The organism is Nonomuraea jiangxiensis, from assembly GCF_900099965.1.
In the GTDB taxonomy this organism is placed as follows: Bacteria; Actinomycetota; Actinomycetes; order Streptosporangiales; family Streptosporangiaceae; genus Nonomuraea; species Nonomuraea jiangxiensis.
The window spans coordinates 361,240-377,898 of the sequence record NZ_FNDJ01000011.1; the positions used below are offsets into that span (position 1 = coordinate 361,240).

The following is a 16,659-nucleotide window of genomic DNA, read 5'->3' on the forward strand; positions in this document are numbered from 1 at the left end:
GTCGCGCGGGCGTTCGACGAGGTGCACCGTGAGGCGGTGCGGCTGGCGGGTGAGGAGTCCCGGCTGCGCAGCAACGTCAACGCGATGTTCGTGAACCTGTCCCGTCGTAGTCAGACGCTGGTGGAGCGGCAGATCACCTTGATCGACGGGCTGGAGCAGGGTGAGCAGGACGAGCAGCGGCTCGGGAACCTGTTCAAGCTGGACCACCTGGCCACCCGTATGCGGCGCAACAGTGAGAACCTGCTGGTCCTCGCCGGCCAGGATCCCCCGCGCCGCTGGAGCAAGCCGGTCAAACTGGTGGACGTCGCCCGCGCCTCCCTGTCGGAGGTCGAGAACTACGAGCGGGTCGTGCTCCAGGTGCCCGACGGGGTCTCCGTGGCAGGACAGGCCGTCAACGACGTCATCCACTTGCTGGCCGAGCTGGTGGAGAACGCGCTGTCGTTCTCGCCCCGCGAGACCCGAGTGACGGTGTCCGGCAGCCGCATCGACGGCGGCGGCGTGATGCTGTCCATCAGCGACTCCGGCATCGGCATGACACCCGACGAACTCGTGCTCGCCAACGAGCGCCTCATCGACGCGCCCACCGTGGACGTGTCGGTGTCGCGGCGCATGGGCCTGTTCGTGGTCGCGAGGCTGGCGCACCGGCACGGCATCCGGGTGCAGCTCCGCCCGCACGGCACCGGCGGCCTGACCGCCATGGTCCTGATGCCCGAAGTGCTCCTGGGCTCGCAGTCTCCCGCCTACGCGACCCCGGCCGACAACGGCAGCATGGGCAGCATGGGAAGTATGGGCAGCATGGGGAGCCTGGACATGCCGTCGTTCGACGACGGGTTCGGTGGCCGGCCGCCGATGACGCCGCCGCCCGCGCCCCAGTGGGGCGGCGGCTTCCAGCCGGGCACCGGGCATCCGTCCTTCCCGTCCCAGCCGGGTCCTGGGCATCCGTCCTTCCCGTCCCAGCCGGGTCCCGGCCATCCGTCGTTCCCCTCCCAGCCGAGCGTCGACTCGCCCTGGTCCGCCGACCCGCGCTCCAACGTCGGCGGCGGCGGTGGCGGAGCGTACGAGACCGCCGACGTCTGGATGCCCGCGCGCCGGCAGGGCGAGAGCAACCCCCTGCCGCGTCGGTCCCTCGGCGGCGACCCCATGGACCTGCAGCCGCCGTCACCGCGCTACGAGTTCCCGGAGACCGAGTCCGCCGCGACCGGCCCGATCCCCGTGGTGAAGCCCGCTTCCGCCGGGGACGAATACCTGCCGATCTTCGCCTCGGTAGAGTCGGCCTGGTTCGAGAACGGTGGCGACGGCAGTGCCACCTGGGGCTCGGCCAAGGCCGACGCGGGCTGGAGCGCGGCGGAAGCGGTCGTCGAGCCGGTACGCGACGGCGCGACGGCGGCCGGGCTACCCAAACGGGTGCCCAAGGCGAACCTGGTGCCCGGTTCGGCCGACACCGTCTCGGCCCCGAAGGGCGTCGCCCCCATGCCGGCGGTCTCGCCCGACCGGGTACGCAACCGGCTGTCCAGCTTCCAGCAGGGCTTCCGGGCGGCACGTGACGACATCAGCGAGGGCAGGACATACGGGTCCGGCCCCAGGAGTGGCAATAGGGAGGGCGCGTGAACGACCTGAGCCAGTCGGCACGCGGGGTGGATTGGTTAATCACCGACTTCGTCAGTTCCGTTCCAGGGGTCGCACACGCGGTGGTCGTCTCATCCGATGGATTGCCGCTGGCGGCTTCGTCGGGTTTTCCGGCGGATCGGGCTGATCAGCTGGCCGCCATCGCGTCGGGGTTGGTGTCTCTGACGCAGGGTGCGGCCAGGGTGTTCGAGGGTGGTGCGGTCAATCAGACGATCGTGGAAATGCAGCGCGGGTTGATGCTGATCATGTCGATCAGTGACGGCTCGTGTCTGGCGGTGCTGGCGGCTCCGGACTGTGACATGGGGCTGGTGGCGTACCAGATGACCCTCATGGTCGATCGCGCCGGTCAGGTGCTGACCCCGGCTGTGCGCGCCGAACTGCGCGCCAGCCAGTCAAGGTGATGTAGGTGACAGACCCCAGATGGAACAGCGGCGGTTGGGACTCCCACAACAGCGGTGGCTGGGAGCCCCCACCTTCGCCGCCTCCCAGCTCTGACCCCGCCTCGCCGGTCCGGCCCTATGCCGTGACCGGCGGGCGGACAGCGCCCAAGGTCAAGCTGGCGATGGAGGCTCTGGTGTCCTCGGCCACCGCCGAGCATCGGGAGTTCTCACACATCACGCCCGAGTACAAGGCCATCAGCCAGCTCTGCCTGCAGGTGCGGTCGGTGGCTGAGGTGTCGGCCCTGCTGCGGATCCCGCTTGGTGTTGTTCGTGTTCTGATCGCGGATATGGCGGCAGAAGGCCTGGTTCGAGTGCATCAGCCGCAGCTGGATGCGGGTAGGCCGGACGTCAACCTGCTGGAAAGGGTGCTCAGTGGACTTCGCAGGCTCTAGCCCCGGTTTGACCTCGACGAAGATCGTGGTCGCCGGCGGGTTCGGAGTGGGCAAGACGACCTTCGTCGGCGCGGTGTCGGAGATCATGCCGCTGACGACGGAGGCGGTCATGACCGACGCCTCGGCCGGAATCGACGATCTGGGCATGACGCCGCTGAAATCGACCACGACGGTCGCCATGGACTTCGGCCGCGTGTCGCTCGATCGCGACCTGATCCTGTACCTGTTCGGCACGCCCGGGCAGCACCGGTTCTGGTTCATGTGGGACGACCTCGTACGCGGGGCCATCGGCGCGGTCGTGCTGGTGGACACCCGGCGTCTGGCGGACAGCTTCCCGGCGATCGACTACTTCGAGGAGGCCCAGCTGCCGTTCATCGTGGGGGTGAACGGCTGGGACGGGCAGTACGCGCACAGCGACGCCGAGGTGCGCGACGCGCTGACCCTGGCGCCGCACATCCCGATGGTGCGCCTGGACGCCAGGTCGAAGGACTCGGTCAAGAGCGCCCTGATCAATCTCGTCGAACACGCCCTCACGGTCCGGATGGCCGTGCCAGGCTGGAGCGGCTAGCGGAGCGGATAGGCTGGAGTCTTAGACGTTCATTCGCTTCGAGGACTGGCCAACCACGTGTTCGAGACGCTATCCGACCGGTTGACATCGGTCTTCTCCTCCCTCCGTTCCAAGGGCCGGCTGTCCGATGCCGACATCGACGCCACCACCCGCGAGATCCGCATCGCCCTGCTGGAGGCCGATGTCGCGCTCCCGGTGGTCAAGGCCTTCGTCGCCCAGGTAAAGGAGCGCGCCCGCGGCGCCGAGGTCTCCCAGGCGCTCAACCCGGCGCAGCAGGTCGTCAAAATCGTCAATGACGAGCTGATCGGGATCCTCGGTGGCGAGACCCGCAGGATCCGCCTGGCCAAGACGCCCCCGACCGTCGTCATGCTGGCGGGCCTCCAGGGCGCGGGCAAGACGACGCTGGCGGGCAAGCTGGCCAGGTGGCTGCGTGAGCAGGGCCACGTGCCCATGCTGGTCGCCGCCGACCTGCAGCGGCCCAACGCCGTCCAGCAGCTCCAGGTGGTGGGCGAGCGCGCCCAGGTCGCCGTCTACGCGCCCGAGCCAGGCAACGGCGTCGGCGACCCGGTCGCGGTCGCCCGCCAGTCGGTCGACGAGGCCAAGCGCCTGCAGCACGACATCGTCATCATCGACACCGCCGGCCGCCTGGGCATCGACCAGGAGATGATGAAGCAGGCCGCCGACATCCGCGACGCGGTCCGGCCCGACGAGATCCTCTTCGTGGTCGACGCCATGATCGGCCAGGACGCCGTCACGACGGCGCAGGCGTTCATGGACGGCGTGGGCTTCGACGGCGTCGTGCTGACCAAGCTCGACGGCGACGCCCGCGGTGGTGCGGCGCTCTCGGTCCGGCACATCACCGGGCGGCCGATCATGTTCGCCTCGACCGGCGAGAAGCTCGAAGACTTCGACGCCTTCCACCCCGACCGGATGGCCTCCCGCATCCTCGACATGGGTGACATCCTCACCCTGATCGAGCAGGCCCAGAAGACGTTCGACGAGGAGCAGGCCGCCAAGATGGCCGGCAAGCTCACGTCGGGCGAGAACTTCACGCTCGAGGACTTCCTCGAGCAGATGATGATGGTCCAGAAGATGGGGCCGATCAAAAACCTGCTGGGCATGATGCCCGGCATGGGGCAGATGCGTGACCAGCTCAACTCCATCGACGACCGCGACCTCGACCGCATCGCCGCCATCATCCGCTCGATGACCCCGGGCGAGCGCCAGGACCCCAAGATCATCAACGGCTCCCGCCGAGCCCGCATCGCCGCCGGCTCCGGTGTCACGGTGAGCGCGGTGAGCAACCTGGTCACCCGCTTCTTCGAGGCACAGAAGATGATGAAGCGGATGGCGGGCGGCATGGGCATCCCCGGCATGCCTGGCGGGCGGGGCAAGGCCGGCAAGGCCCAGAAGAAGGCCAAGAAGGGGCGGCGCGTCAGCGGAGACCCGCGCAAGGCGGCCCTGGGCAAGGCGTCGCCGGAGCAGCCGGCCGCGGCCGAGCCCAAGCAGGGGGGTCTGCTGGGCAACCTGGGCGGGAAATTGCCTCCGGGCATGGAGTTGCCGCCGGGGTTCGACCCGTCCAAGCTGCGCCTGCCCGGCCAGAAGTAACCCGCCCGGGACTCGTTCCGCCGTTGGGGGTGGGTCGCCGTCCGTCCTCGGGGGAGAGGTTGTGGCCCGGGTTTAGGGTGTTTGAGAGGGTTTGCGGGGGTTCGCCGAAAGGCCGGGAAGTGGGCATCGGCGGGGCCCTTGCCCACCCTTTGCGGTGCCTTGCTGCGTGAGGTCGAAGGCAGCCCTCTCCATCTGGCACAATGACATGTTGGAACATCGCGTCGCCGCGGGTGCCCTCTCACCTCCCGCCGGACGTGCCTGTCCCTTGAGCGTCATCTCATCGTGCCCCACTCGATGAGGTCGCCGTTCACCCACGCTCGAATGCAGGAGAGACCACACCCGTGGCAGTCAAGATCAAGCTCAAGCGGCTCGGCATGATCCGCAACGCGCAATACCGCATCGTCATCGCCGACAGCCGCACCAAGCGTGACGGCCGGGCGATCGAGGAGATCGGCCTTTACCACCCGAAGGAGCACCCTTCGCGCATCGAGGTCGACGCCGAGCGTGCGGCCTACTGGCTGGGTGTCGGCGCGCAGCCGACCGAGCCCGTGCTCAAGCTGCTCAAGATCACCGGTGACTGGCAGAAGTTCAAGGGCGAGGCCGCCCCTGAGCCGATGCAGGTCGCCGAGCCCGCGCCGGACCGTCACGCCCTCTACGAGGCCGCGGCCAAGGAGGCGCTGTCCGGTGGCGACACCGGTACGGCCGCCACCACGCCGAAGAAGGCCAAGAAGAAGGACGAAGCCGAGGCCCCCGCCGAGACCCAGGCCGAGGGCGAGGCCTGAGGTGCTCGAGGAGGCTCTCGAGCACCTCGTGAAGGGCATCGTCGAACATCCTGACGATGTCCGGGTCCGCGCTCGCCGCATTCGCAGCGGGCGCGTCCTGGAGGTCCGGGTGCACCCCGAGGACCTGGGCAAGGTCATCGGACGCGGCGGGCGCACCGCCAAGGCGCTGCGCACGGTCGTGAACGCCCTGGCCGACGGGAAATACGTGCGGGTCGACCTGCTCGACCTGCACGAAGCAGTCCGTTAGCGTCAGGCTTCCGCGCCCTCATCGGCTCTGACCGCCGATGGGGGCGCTTGCGTTGAAAGGGAAGGTTTTCACGTGCAGCTAGTCGTCGGCCGGATCGGTCGTCCGCACGGGGTTCGCGGTGAGGTGACCGTGGAGGTGCTCACCGACGATCCCGAGCTGCGCTTCGCCGCGGGCACGTCGATCGCGACCGACCCGGCCGGCATCGGGCCGCTGGTCGTCGAGGGCCGTCGCTGGCACAAGGGCATTCTGCTGGTGTCGTTCGCCGGGATCGCCGGCCGGGACGCGGCGGAGGAGCTGCGGGGCACCATGCTGGTCATCGACTCGGCCGACGTCGAGCCGTCCGGTGATCCCGACGAGTTCCACGACCACCAGCTCATCGGCCTGGCCGTACGGACCGTCTCGGGGGAGGCCGTGGGCGAGGTCGTCGACGTCCTGCACCATGGTCAGGACCTGCTGGTCGTGAGCAGGAACGGGGCCGAGGACGCGCTCATCCCGTTCGTCAAGGAGCTGGTGCCCGAGGTCGACCTGGATGGGGGCCGGCTGGTCGTCGATCCGCCGGAGGGGCTGCTGTGATGCGGCTCGACATCATCTCGATCTTCCCCGAGTATTTCGCGCCGCTCGACGTGTCGCTGATCGGCAAGGCCCGTGAGCGCGGCACCCTCGACGTGCGGGTGCACCAGCTTCGCGACTGGGCCCACGACGTGCACAAGACCGTGGACGACACCCCGTACGGCGGGGGGCCGGGCATGGTCATGAAGCCCGAGGTGTGGGGCGAGGCGATCGACGCGGTGATCGGGGACGGCACGCCGCGGATGATCGTCCCGACGCCGAGCGGGCGGCCGTTCACGCAGGAGCTCGCGCAGGAGCTGGCCGAGGAGCCGTGGCTGCTGTTCGCCTGCGGACGGTACGAGGGCATCGACTCGCGCGTCGTGGCCGAGTACGCCACGCGGCTGCGTGTTGACGAGGTCGGCATCGGCGACTACGTGCTGGCCGGGGGCGAGGTGGCGGTGCTGGTGATGGTGGAGGCCATCGGCCGGCTGCTGCCCGGCGTGCTCGGCAACGCCCAGTCGGCCGTGGACGACTCCTTCGCCCCCGGGTCCATGCGCAACCTGGTCGAAGGGCCCGTCTACACCAAGCCGCCGGTCTGGCGCGGGCACGAGGTGCCCGCCGTGCTGCTGTCCGGGCACCACGGGAAGATCGCCAGGTGGCGGCGGGACGAAGCGTTGCGCCGTACCGTGGCGAACAGGCCCGAGCTGGCGGCGGCGCTCGACGTCGACGCGCTGGACAAGCACGACAGGAAGCTCCTGGAGGAGCTGTCGTTTCGCGTCGGGCCGGAAGATGTGGCAAACTGAATCGCCACTAACCTCTTGTGGTTGGTTCGTTATGCCCGGGTGACGGTCCCGGGTTCATCACATCAGCAAGCGCGTCCGCCGCGAGCCACGGCCGGGTGGACCTCCGCATGCTCACGAGGACTTGAGGACAGCACTCATGCACACGAAGATCCAGGAGCTCGAGAAGGCGACCCTGCGCGGTGACGTGCCCGGGTTCCGCCCCGGTGACACCCTTGAGGTGCACGTGCGAGTCGTCGAAGGAAACCGCTCCCGTATCCAGGTCTTCAAGGGCTTCGTGCTGCGCAGGCAGGGCAGCGGCGCCCGCGAGACCTTCACGGTCCGCAAGGTGAGCTACGGCGTCGGCGTCGAGCGTACCTTTCCGGTGCACAGCCCGGTCATCGAGAAGATCGTGCTCGTGACGCGCGGCGACGTGCGCCGGGCCAAGCTCTACTACATGCGTGACCTGCGTGGAAAGGCCGCCCGCATCCGCGAGAAGCGCGAGACGACGGCGGCGAAGTAGCCCTGATTCGCCCATGGCCCGCGCCTTGCGCGGGCCATTCGGCTTTACGGGGCGTTTCCTTTATGCGGAGCGACTCGTGCATGGGTGTAACGTCGGTCGAGGCTTGTCGAGCCAAAGCATCATCTAGGCTCGTCAGCGATGACTAGCGAGAGCCAGGAGCACGGCGCGCCGCGCCGCCCTGTCGAGGACGAGGTGGACGTGGTCGCCGAAGAGACTCAGCAGCCGGCCAAAGGCGGGAAAAAGGAGAAGAAGGGGTCGTTCTGGAAAGAACTCCCCGTTCTTATCGTCGTTGCCTTGGTACTGGCCTTGATCATCAAGACGTTCGTGGTCCAGGCTTTTTACATTCCGTCGGAGTCGATGGAGAACACCCTGCTGACCAACGACAGGGTCCTGGTCAACAAGCTCGTCTACCACACGCGCGACATCGAGCGCGGCGACGTGGTGGTGTTCTCGGGGGTCGACTCCTGGGACGGCGAGTTCCAGATGGAGGAGCCGTCCAACCCGGTCGCGGCGTTCTTCCGGTGGGTCGGCACGGCGTTCGGCCTCGTTCCCGGCGAGAAGGACTACATCAAGCGGGTCATCGGCGTCGGCGGCGACCACGTCAAGTGCTGCGACTCCAAGGGCCGCATCACCGTCAACGGCACCGCCATCAACGAGGGGAGCTATCTCTATCCGGGCAACGTCCCCTCCGACCGGTTCTTCGACATCACCGTGCCGCAGGGGCGGCTGTGGGTGATGGGCGACCACCGCTCGGTCTCGCTCGACTCGCGCTCCCACACCGGTGACCCGGGTGGTGGCTCCATTCCCGTCGGGCAGGTCATCGGCCGGGCTTTCGTGATCGTCTGGCCGTTCGACCGGATGACCTCGATCGACATCCCCGAAACCTTCGCTCAGCCCGCGCTCAACGCCCTTGGCGGGTCCACGCCGCTGGTCGCCGGCTTCGGGCTCGCCGTACCCTTGGTCCTGGTCCGTCGACGCTGGCTGGGGAGGAGGCGTTGATGGCCGTCACCAAGAAGGCGGAGGGCGTGGGGAAAGAGAAGAAGAAGGGCGGCTTCCGCGAGACGGTGCTGCTCCTCGTCCTGGGTGTGGGCCTCGCGCTGCTGCTGCAGGCGTTCGTGGTCGGATCGTTCTACATCCCTTCTGAGTCGATGGAGAACACCCTGCTGGTCAACGACCGCGTCTTCGTCAACAAGCTGGCGGGCAAGCCGGAGCGCGGCGACATCGTGGTCTTCAAGGGCTGGAACGGCGAGGACACCATCAAGCGGGTGATCGGCGTGGGCGGCGACAAGGTGGTGTGCTGCGACTCCAAGCGGCGCCTCACCGTCAACGGTACGGCGCTGGACGAGCAGTCCTACCTCTACCCGGGCGATTACGCTTCCGGCGATAAGTTCGACGTGACGGTGCCCGCCGGCAAGCTCTGGCTCATGGGCGACCACCGCAGCGCCTCCTTCGACTCCCGGGGGCACATGAAGGAGCCCAGTAAGGGCTTCATCTCGGAGGACGCGGTGATCGGCAAGGCTGTCCTGCGTTATTGGCCGTTGTCGCGGGGCTATCTCTTCTCTCGTCCCGACATTTTCGACAAGGTCAAGTAGAGGGTGCTTTCGGTCGCGGGCTGCGGGGATTGGGGCGTACGCTGCCTGTGTCATGACAGTTGCGTTCCGCCCTCGACCGAGCGTCGTCCGGCGCGATTCCGGACTCTACGCCTATGAGCGGGCGCTGGCCCGTCGCGGCCTCACCCCGATAGCGGGCGTCGACGAGGCGGGGCGCGGCGCCTGCGCGGGGCCGCTTGTGGTCGCGGCCGTGATCCTGCGCAGGGAGATCCCCGGCCTCGCGGACTCGAAGCTGCTGTCCCCGCTGGTGCGCGAGCGCCTGTACGAGGAGATCCTGCCGGTCGCCCACGTAGGTATGGTGATCATCCCGGCCGGGGAGATCGATGCCAAAGGTCTGCACAAAAGCAACGTCTCAGGAATGCGGCGGGCCGTCGCGCAGTTGCCTTGTGATCCGGAGTACATCCTGACGGACGGCTTCCCTGTTCCGGGGTTGCCGGCGCCGTCGCTGGCCGTGTGGAAGGGGGACCAGGTGGCCGCCTGTGTTGCGGCGGCGTCGATCGTGGCCAAGGTGACACGGGATCGCCTGATGGTCTCGATGGACGAACGCTTCCCGCAGTACGGCTTCGCCGAGCACAAGGGGTATGTGACACCGGGACACCGGCTGGCGCTGGAAACGCACGGCCCGTGTGCCGAGCACCGATACTCGTTCGTCACGGTGGCGAGGGAGATGGGTGAAAATGAAATGGGGGCCGGGGTTGCCTGAACAGGCGAACCGGGGGACCGGTACGACAGGAGGACCGCGATGAGCGCAGAGGATCTCGAAAAGTACGAAACCGAGATGGAGCTGCAGCTTTACCGCGAATACCGCGATGTCGTGGGGTTGTTCACATATGTCGTGGAGACCGAGAGACGGTTCTACCTGACCAACTCGGTCGATCTCGACGTCCGTACGGCGGAGAACGGCGACGTCTTCTTCGACGTCAAGATGCAGGACGCCTGGGTCTGGGACATGTACCGGCCGGCGCGGTTCGTGAAGAACGTACGGGTGGTCACGTTCAAGGACGTCAACGTGGAAGAACTGGCCAAGGCCGACCTGGAGATGCCCAAGGAGGGCTTCTCGGGGTAGGTCGTCGGGGTTTGGCTGACTGGTTGGCCGCGGGTCGTTGGCCGACCGGCTTTCGGATGGACTCGTTGTGGTGGCGAGGCCGTCGACGTGGTGTGGGGTCTTTGGCGGTGAGGCCGCTGCTGCGCCTGGGCCCGTACCAGCCGGCCATATGTAGATCTGCCATCAAGCGGCACAGCTCCCCACCGGGGTGGAATCGAGCGGGCGAGAGATACATCATTCGTCGCCCGTCGCCCGTCGCCCGTCGCCCGTCGCCCGACGCCTTCGCACTGAGCTGCCCCGGCGTCCGTGCTGGGCCCCATGCTGTTTGCCAGCCTGCCATCCGTGCTGGGTCTGACGCTGTTTGCCCGCCTGCCATCCGTGCTGGGCCTGACGCTGTTTGCCCGCCCGCCACTCGTGCTGGGTCTGACGCTGTTGCCCCGCCATTCGCGCCGGGCCTCATGCTGCTGGCTGCTGGCCATTCGCGTTGGTGTCCCCGGCACTTGGCGCTCCGAAGACGCCCGCGTCAGCGCGGTGTCTGTGCGGTAAGGCATAGGCGTGGACGTGCGTCCTCACCACGGACGCTTGATGTGCGTCGCTGACCAATGCGACTGGCGTGCGCTGTCCCTCTACCGACGCCAGACGAGTATCCGCCCGCCCCGAGCGCCTGCCGAGCGCCGCTCCCCATCTACAGCCTTTCGGCAACGTCGCCCCCTATCCACGGCCTTTCGGCAACGTCGCCCCCTATCCACGGCCTTTCGGCAACGCCGCCCCCTATCCACGGCCTTTCGGCAAGCGCTGAGCCCTATTCCATGGCCTTTCGGCAAACGATGAGCCCCATCCACAGCCTCCCGGCAAGTGCTGACCCTCATCCACAACTCCTGGCAAGCGCCGACCCCTATCCACAGCCTCCCGCCAGGCAAGCCGACCCCCATCCACAGAACCTCGTTCGGCCCATCCCCCACCACCCCCCATCCACGAAGGTCAGTCCCGGACCGCCGCGATCCGCAGCGGACCACGGCGGACCGCAGCAGGGCGGACGGGACGGAGGTGGCACATGGCCGCGAAGAAGGACATAGAGCTCGGCAGACATGGCGAACAAATTGCCGAGGCCTACCTGCAGGCCGAGGGCATGAGGATCATCGAACGCAACTGGCGCTGCCGGCACGGCGAGATCGACATCATCGCCGAAGAGGGCCCCACGCTGGTGGTTGTAGAGGTCAAGACCCGATCGGGCAGATCCCACGGCACAGCCCTGGAGTCGGTGCGCCCGGCCAAGCTCGCCAGGCTCCGCATGCTCGCGGCCAAATGGCTGGCCACGCAGCCCCAGACGTTCGAGACCGTACGAGTGGATGTGATCGCCCTTGAGCGGTTCGCCGGCGACTTCGCCCTGCGCCACGTACGGGGGGCGATCTAGATGGCCGTGGCCCGGACCCGCAGCGTAGCCCTGGTGGGAGTCACCGGCCGCACCGTGGAGGTCGAGGCCGACGTAGGCAACGGCCTGGCGGGCATCCATCTGATCGGCCTGCCGGACACGGCCCTCAGCGAGGCCCGCGACCGCGTCAGATCCGCGGTGGTCAACAGCAACTACCCGTGGCCCGACGCCCGCATCATCGTGAGTCTCTTCCCGGCCAGTTTGCCCAAACGCGGTTCCCAGTTCGACCTGGCCATAGCCATGTCCGTCATGGCGGCCGCGGGTGTGGTTCCCACCGCGCGCATCGCGGAGACGTTCTTCCTGGGAGAGCTCGGCCTTGACGGCCGGATAAGACCCGTTCGCGGCGTGCTCCCCGCCATCCTCGGCGCGGCCCAACACGGGGACGTCACCGTGGTCGTGCCCGCCGCCAATTCGGCCGAGGCGGTTCTGGTGCCGGATGTGAAGGTAGTGCCGATGGCGCACCTGCGGCAGCTCGTGGAGTGGTTGCGCAGGGGAGACGAGCCACCGGAGCTCCCGATCGAGGAGTTGGACGAGCCGCCCGAGCCCACCACTGAGCCCGTGGCCGACCTGGCGGACGTCGTCGGCCAGCCCGTAGCCCGCCGAGCCCTGGAGGTTTGCGCGGCGGGCGGCCACAACCTCTGGATGCTGGGCCCACCGGGCTGCGGCAAGACGCTGCTGGCCGAACGCCTCCCCACCCTCCTGCCGGACCTGGAGCTCGATCATGCCCTGGAGGTGACGGCCATCCACTCAGTCGCGGGCATCCTGCCACCCAGCGCTCCCTTGATGAGCCGCCCTCCGTTCGTCAGCCCTCACCACACAGCCTCGGTCGCCTCGATCATCGGCGGCGGCAGCACTATCGTGCGCCCAGGTGCGGTCTCCCTCGCCCACCGCGGAGTCTTGTTCATGGATGAAGCCCCTGAATTCCCCCGGCACGTGCTCGACGCGTTGCGGCAACCCCTGGAATCCGGTCGGGTCACCGTGTCGAGATCCATCGGCTCGGTCACGTTCCCCGCCAGGTTCATGCTCGTTCTGGCCGCGAATCCTTGCCCCTGTGCCCAGGCCGAGGATCCGGGAGAAACGTGCAAATGCTCTCCAACGATCAAACGCCGCTACCTGGGCAGGCTCTCGGGCCCCCTCCTGGACCGCGTGGACATGAAGGTCACCGTGGCCCGCTCGTCCAGACGCGAACTGATGGCCGACCGCCAGTTCGTAGAGACAAGCAAAACCGTGGCCGAACGCGTGCACGCAGCCCGCGAACGAGCCACCAAACGCCTGGCAGGCACCCCCTGGCGGACGAACGCCGAAATCCCGTCATCCCTCCTCCACGCCGACTACCGCCCGTCGCCGGCGGCCATGAAACCGATGACGTCCTGTTTGGACTCGGGCACCCTCACAGCCCGCGGCCTTGACCGCGTGGTCCGCGTCTCCTGGACCCTCGCCGACCTGGCCGACAAGCCCACCCCAGGAGAAGCCGAAACCACAGCCGCCCTCAGCTTCTGGCTAGGAGTGAGGTCGTAACCCCTTCCTCCCTCTTCCTCGCGAGGGATACCACCACCACGATCACCAACCAACCCACCCAGGAGCCGACCTCCAATGCCCACCCTCCCAACCAAAGCGTCCACCCCCTTTCCGCCCGCCGAAGCCCCACCCCCCGCACCCCCGAGAGCAGCTGGCGTCGTGCCTACGACACCCACCACATCCGGCATACACGCACTGCCCAGCACACCAGCAGCGCCCGTCGTGTACAGCCCGTCCGGGCCGTCTGCAATATCCGGCCTATCCGGGCCGTTTATAGGGCTCAGCGGATCTGGCACGCTCGGGCTGTCGAGTGCACCCGCGGCGTTCAGCACGCTTGCGGCGTCCGACGCGCGCAGGGCGTCCGGACCTCCCCCAATACCCCACGTCCTCGAACAACCCAGCGCACCCGCGATACCCGCCACGCCAGGAACACCCGTCGCGCCAGGAACAATCGTCGCGCCGGGAACACCCGCCGTGACCGGAACACCCGCCGTATCCGCAAGCGTCAGGACCCCCGCCAAGCCCTCCTCCGCCGAATTGACCATGCCTGCCATATGCAGCACATTCGCTGTGCCTGCTGCATGGAGCATGCATACCGTAGGTGACAAGCCCGCCGGGCTTCCTAAACCGAGCATCCCCGCGGCGCGGAGCACACTGGCCGGACCCAGCGAATCCACTGCTCCCCAAGTGTCGACCGTGTCCCGCCCGCCCACACCGCGCAACACCACCGAACCAGCCAGAGAAGATTGCCCGCCCTACATAACAACCGACGGTGTGAGTGACAAACCCACGGAGCAAAGTGCGTCCCGCCCAGCCGCCGTGGAATCCATGCCCCCTGACCAGGGGAGCCACATGAGTCCGGCACCACCCGGAGGGAGCCTTCCAGAGGAAGGCAGCATCATCATCGGCCGTACATACAGCGATGGAGGAGCCGCCCCCGAGCCAACTGCAATGGTCAAGAGTACGGATACAACCAGGACAGCCCCGATGCGCTGTCCGGCTACGTACGCCCCTTCAACCACGAACGGGTTGACCAATGCAGAGCCGACCCGGCCGAGTTCCCTCGGAACGGAGCCGGCAGTAGTGAGCTCCCGAGGCGCGGGCTCCATGCAGCCGGAGTCGACCGCAACAGCGCTAACGAGCACAGATCCGACCCGGGCGGAGCCGGCCGAGGCAGGGATGCCGGACGGAGATTCAGCCAAGGCCGTGCCGACGCGAGCAGCGCCGTCGAGGCTGTGCTCAACGGGTGCGGGTTCGCCCAAGGCGAGTTTGAGCGGGACAGAGTTGACGAGCGCATTTCCAGCCGACGAAGGACTTGCCGAAGCAGCGGTGACGAAAACGGATCCCGTCGAGGCAGGGCCAACCAGGGGAGAGCTGTCTGCGCCGCACTCAACCAAGGCCAAGTTGCCCGAGAGGGATTCCGTCAGGGAGGAACCGACAGACGGGGAGCCGATCGGGATGGGACGGCTGGAAGGGGAGCCGAACCGGAAGGAATGGCCGGGGGGAGAGCCGAACCGGAAGAAGCAGCCGGAAGGGGAGCTGATCGGAAACGGACGACCCGGGGGAGAGTCGATCGGTAAGGATCGGTTGGACAGGGAGCCGACCGGAAGGGTGCCCATTGAGAGGGGGCCGACCGGGGGTGAGCCCATAGGGAGGGAGCCGACCGGGAGAGGGCCGATCGCGGGGGAGGTGACCGGGAGGGGGCCGACTCAGGGAGAGGTGACCGGGGGAGGGCCGACTCAGGGAGAGGTGACCGGGGGAGGGCCGACTGAGGGGGAGCAGGCCAGGGCTGGGATGGGATCGGCCGGACGGATGTTGGCGAGTAGAGAGGAGTATGAGGCCAGAGCCGCGCTTATGCGGGCCGCCGACGTAGGCGACCCCATAATGGGCCGCCTCGTAACGCAATACGGCGCTCCAGAAGCCGTGGAGGCGATCAGAGCCCGCCGCCTGCCTCCCGACTTCATAGCGCAGGAAAGCCAGCAAAAGCACCCACCCAACCTCACCACCCGCCTGAACGCCTGGTACGCCCGCCTCGTCATGGCGAACCCCAAGGCCGACCTCGAAGCGGGAGGGAGATCGGGAGCCAGGCTGATCATCCCCGGCAGCCCCGAATGGCCGACCCAACTGAACCAACTGGGCCCGAGCCGTCCTCTCGGACTGTGGCTCCATGGCACGGCCGACCTCCGCTTCTCCTGCCTCAAATCCGTAGCGGTGGTAGGTGCCAGAGCCGCCACGGCGTACGGCGTGCACATAGCAGCCGAGTTCGGTGTCGGCCTCGGCGAATCAGGCTGGACCGTCGTGTCAGGCGGCGCCTTCGGCGTGGACGGAGCGGCCCACCGGGGTGCGCTGGCTACCGACTGGCCGACAGTCGTGGTCCTGGCCTGCGGCGTCGACGTCTGCTATCCAAGCGGCCACGACACACTGTTCGCCGCCGTACGAGACCAGGGTGTGGTGGTCAGCGAATGCCCGCCCGGCGTACACCCCACCCGAGCCCGCTTCCTCATCAGGAACCGCCTCATAGCGGCCCTGTCGAGAGGCACGATCGTCGTGGAAGCCGCCCTACGCAGCGGAGCCCTCAACACAGCCAGCCACGCACTGGCGCTCAACAGGCATCTCGGGGCCGTCCCGGGCCCGATCACGTCGGGCATGTCAGCCGGATGCCACAAGCTCCTCCGCGACCGCAAGGCGGTATGCATCACCTCACCAGAGGAAATGATCGACCTCGTAGGCGTCATGGGTGACGACCTGGTCTCACATACCCGCGCCCCGGCAGTCCCCAGGGACAAGCTCAACGAACCGACGAAAAGGGTCCTGGACGCGGTCCCGTCCCGCGGGGGCGCGGGCCCCGCCTCCATAGCGGTCGCGGCAGGCGTAGGCCTGGACGCCGCTCTGAGCGCGCTGGGCGGCCTGGCAGCCGCCGGCTACATAGAACGAACCACGAGCGGCTGGCGCCTACGCAAGCAAACGACTACATACCCCAAGGCCCCCGACTCGGCTGCCCTAGAACCCCCGCCCACCCCCGAGCCCCAGGACCCACCCGAGGACCCCACCCTCATGTACGACAGCCCCCCACTCCCAGTCGAGAACCTCTGACACCACGCAATCCGACCCCTCCATCCACCAGTACCGCCCCACCACTCAGCTACATATCCCATGCACCGGTGTGAGGGTGGGGTTACCGAAGGGCGATGAATCGATCGGCATAGCCCTCAACCCACCCCCATTGGGCTTGATCCGGTTTGACGGACATCCGAGATCAGGGGCTTGTCCCCGGAAGGATGTCCATGATGGAGAGCATGGGGAAGAAGAAGCCGCGTCCTCGCCGCTCGTTCACGCGGGAGTTCAAAGCCGAGATCGTCGAGCTGTGCCAGCGCGGTGACCGCTCGGTCGGTCAGGTGGCCAGGGACTTCGATCTGACCGAGACCGCGGTGCGCCAGTGGATCCGCCAGGCCGAGGTCGACGCCGGGCGGCGGGAAGGGCTGACCAGCAGCGAACGCCAGGAACTGGAGGCGTTGCGGCGGGAGAACCGGCGGCTGCGCG

At 67.8% G+C, this 16,659-nt stretch carries 19 protein-coding genes; all 19 read left to right on the plus strand.

The annotated features are described in order from the left end of the window. Positions 1–1,608 (plus strand): sensor histidine kinase (locus BLS95_RS56985; RefSeq protein ID WP_245765266.1); only part of this gene is annotated, 1,608 nt, incomplete at its 5' end. After that, positions 1,605–2,027, plus strand: coding sequence for a roadblock/LC7 domain-containing protein (locus BLS95_RS25365; RefSeq protein ID WP_090935920.1), 423 nt, complete (start codon positions 1,605–1,607; stop codon positions 2,025–2,027). The genes BLS95_RS56985 and BLS95_RS25365, both read left to right, overlap by 4 nt. Before the next feature lie 122 nt (positions 2,028–2,149). Then, positions 2,150–2,458 carry a DUF742 domain-containing protein gene (locus BLS95_RS25370; RefSeq protein ID WP_090935922.1) on the plus strand — a complete coding sequence of 103 codons (309 nt, stop codon included), beginning with the start codon at positions 2,150–2,152 and terminating at the stop codon, positions 2,456–2,458. Positions 2,459–2,465: 7 nt separating this feature from the next. Continuing rightward, a complete protein-coding gene (locus BLS95_RS25375; protein WP_090935927.1) occupies positions 2,466–3,026 on the plus strand; it encodes a GTP-binding protein in 561 nt (186 codons plus the stop codon). Positions 3,027–3,083: 57 nt separating this feature from the next. Next, the gene (gene ffh, locus BLS95_RS25380; protein ID WP_090935930.1) at positions 3,084–4,634 is read left to right on the plus strand and encodes a signal recognition particle protein; all 1,551 of its coding nucleotides are present in this window, start codon (positions 3,084–3,086) and stop codon (positions 4,632–4,634) included. A 341-nt stretch (positions 4,635–4,975) separates the two neighbouring features. Continuing rightward, positions 4,976–5,416: a 30S ribosomal protein S16 gene (rpsP, locus tag BLS95_RS25385; RefSeq protein WP_090935933.1), complete on the plus strand. Its 441-nt coding sequence runs from the start codon at positions 4,976–4,978 to the stop codon at positions 5,414–5,416. A gap of 1 nt (position 5,417) precedes the next feature. Continuing rightward, a complete protein-coding gene (locus BLS95_RS25390; RefSeq protein WP_043634919.1) occupies positions 5,418–5,663 on the plus strand; it encodes an RNA-binding protein in 246 nt (81 codons plus the stop codon). 72 nt (positions 5,664–5,735) lie between these two features. Then, a complete protein-coding gene (rimM, locus tag BLS95_RS25395) occupies positions 5,736–6,236 on the plus strand; it encodes a ribosome maturation factor RimM (protein ID WP_090935936.1) in 501 nt (166 codons plus the stop codon). Further along, a complete protein-coding gene (gene trmD / locus BLS95_RS25400; RefSeq protein ID WP_090935940.1) occupies positions 6,236–7,015 on the plus strand; it encodes a tRNA (guanosine(37)-N1)-methyltransferase TrmD in 780 nt (259 codons plus the stop codon). The genes rimM and trmD overlap by 1 nt, the downstream gene beginning before the upstream one ends. A 136-nt stretch (positions 7,016–7,151) precedes the next feature. Then, positions 7,152–7,514: a 50S ribosomal protein L19 gene (gene rplS, locus BLS95_RS25405; RefSeq protein ID WP_090935943.1), complete on the plus strand. Its 363-nt coding sequence runs from the start codon at positions 7,152–7,154 to the stop codon at positions 7,512–7,514. A 138-nt stretch (positions 7,515–7,652) separates the two neighbouring features. Continuing rightward, positions 7,653–8,513 (plus strand): signal peptidase I, encoded by an 861-nt coding sequence (lepB, locus tag BLS95_RS25410; RefSeq protein WP_090935946.1) that lies wholly within the window; start codon positions 7,653–7,655, stop codon positions 8,511–8,513. Then, a complete protein-coding gene (gene lepB / locus BLS95_RS25415) occupies positions 8,513–9,106 on the plus strand; it encodes a signal peptidase I (protein ID WP_090935949.1) in 594 nt (197 codons plus the stop codon). Before lepB (BLS95_RS25410) ends, lepB (BLS95_RS25415) begins: the two co-directional genes overlap by 1 nt. A 52-nt stretch (positions 9,107–9,158) precedes the next feature. Then, on the plus strand, positions 9,159–9,827 hold the full coding sequence (locus tag BLS95_RS25420) for a ribonuclease HII (protein WP_090935952.1): 669 nt from the start codon (positions 9,159–9,161) through the stop codon (positions 9,825–9,827). 39 nt (positions 9,828–9,866) lie between these two features. After that, entirely contained in the window at positions 9,867–10,190 is a 324-nt protein-coding gene (locus BLS95_RS25425; protein ID WP_026215037.1) for a DUF2469 domain-containing protein, read from the plus strand. 297 nt (positions 10,191–10,487) lie between these two features. Further along, positions 10,488–10,715 (plus strand): hypothetical protein, encoded by a 228-nt coding sequence (locus tag BLS95_RS54390; RefSeq protein ID WP_143043862.1) that lies wholly within the window; start codon positions 10,488–10,490, stop codon positions 10,713–10,715. 508 nt (positions 10,716–11,223) lie between these two features. Next, positions 11,224–11,583, plus strand: coding sequence for a YraN family protein (locus tag BLS95_RS25430; RefSeq protein WP_090935955.1), 360 nt, complete (start codon positions 11,224–11,226; stop codon positions 11,581–11,583). Continuing rightward, positions 11,584–13,119 carry a YifB family Mg chelatase-like AAA ATPase gene (locus BLS95_RS25435; protein ID WP_090935958.1) on the plus strand — a complete coding sequence of 512 codons (1,536 nt, stop codon included), beginning with the start codon at positions 11,584–11,586 and terminating at the stop codon, positions 13,117–13,119. Positions 13,120–14,448: 1,329 nt separating this feature from the next. Further along, positions 14,449–16,212, plus strand: a complete 1,764-nt coding sequence (dprA, locus tag BLS95_RS25440; RefSeq protein WP_342742761.1) for a DNA-processing protein DprA — start codon at positions 14,449–14,451, stop codon at positions 16,210–16,212. 191 nt (positions 16,213–16,403) lie between these two features. Next, positions 16,404–16,659, plus strand: a 256-nt coding sequence (locus BLS95_RS25445; protein ID WP_176993382.1) for a transposase, incomplete at its 3' end; no start/stop codon positions are given.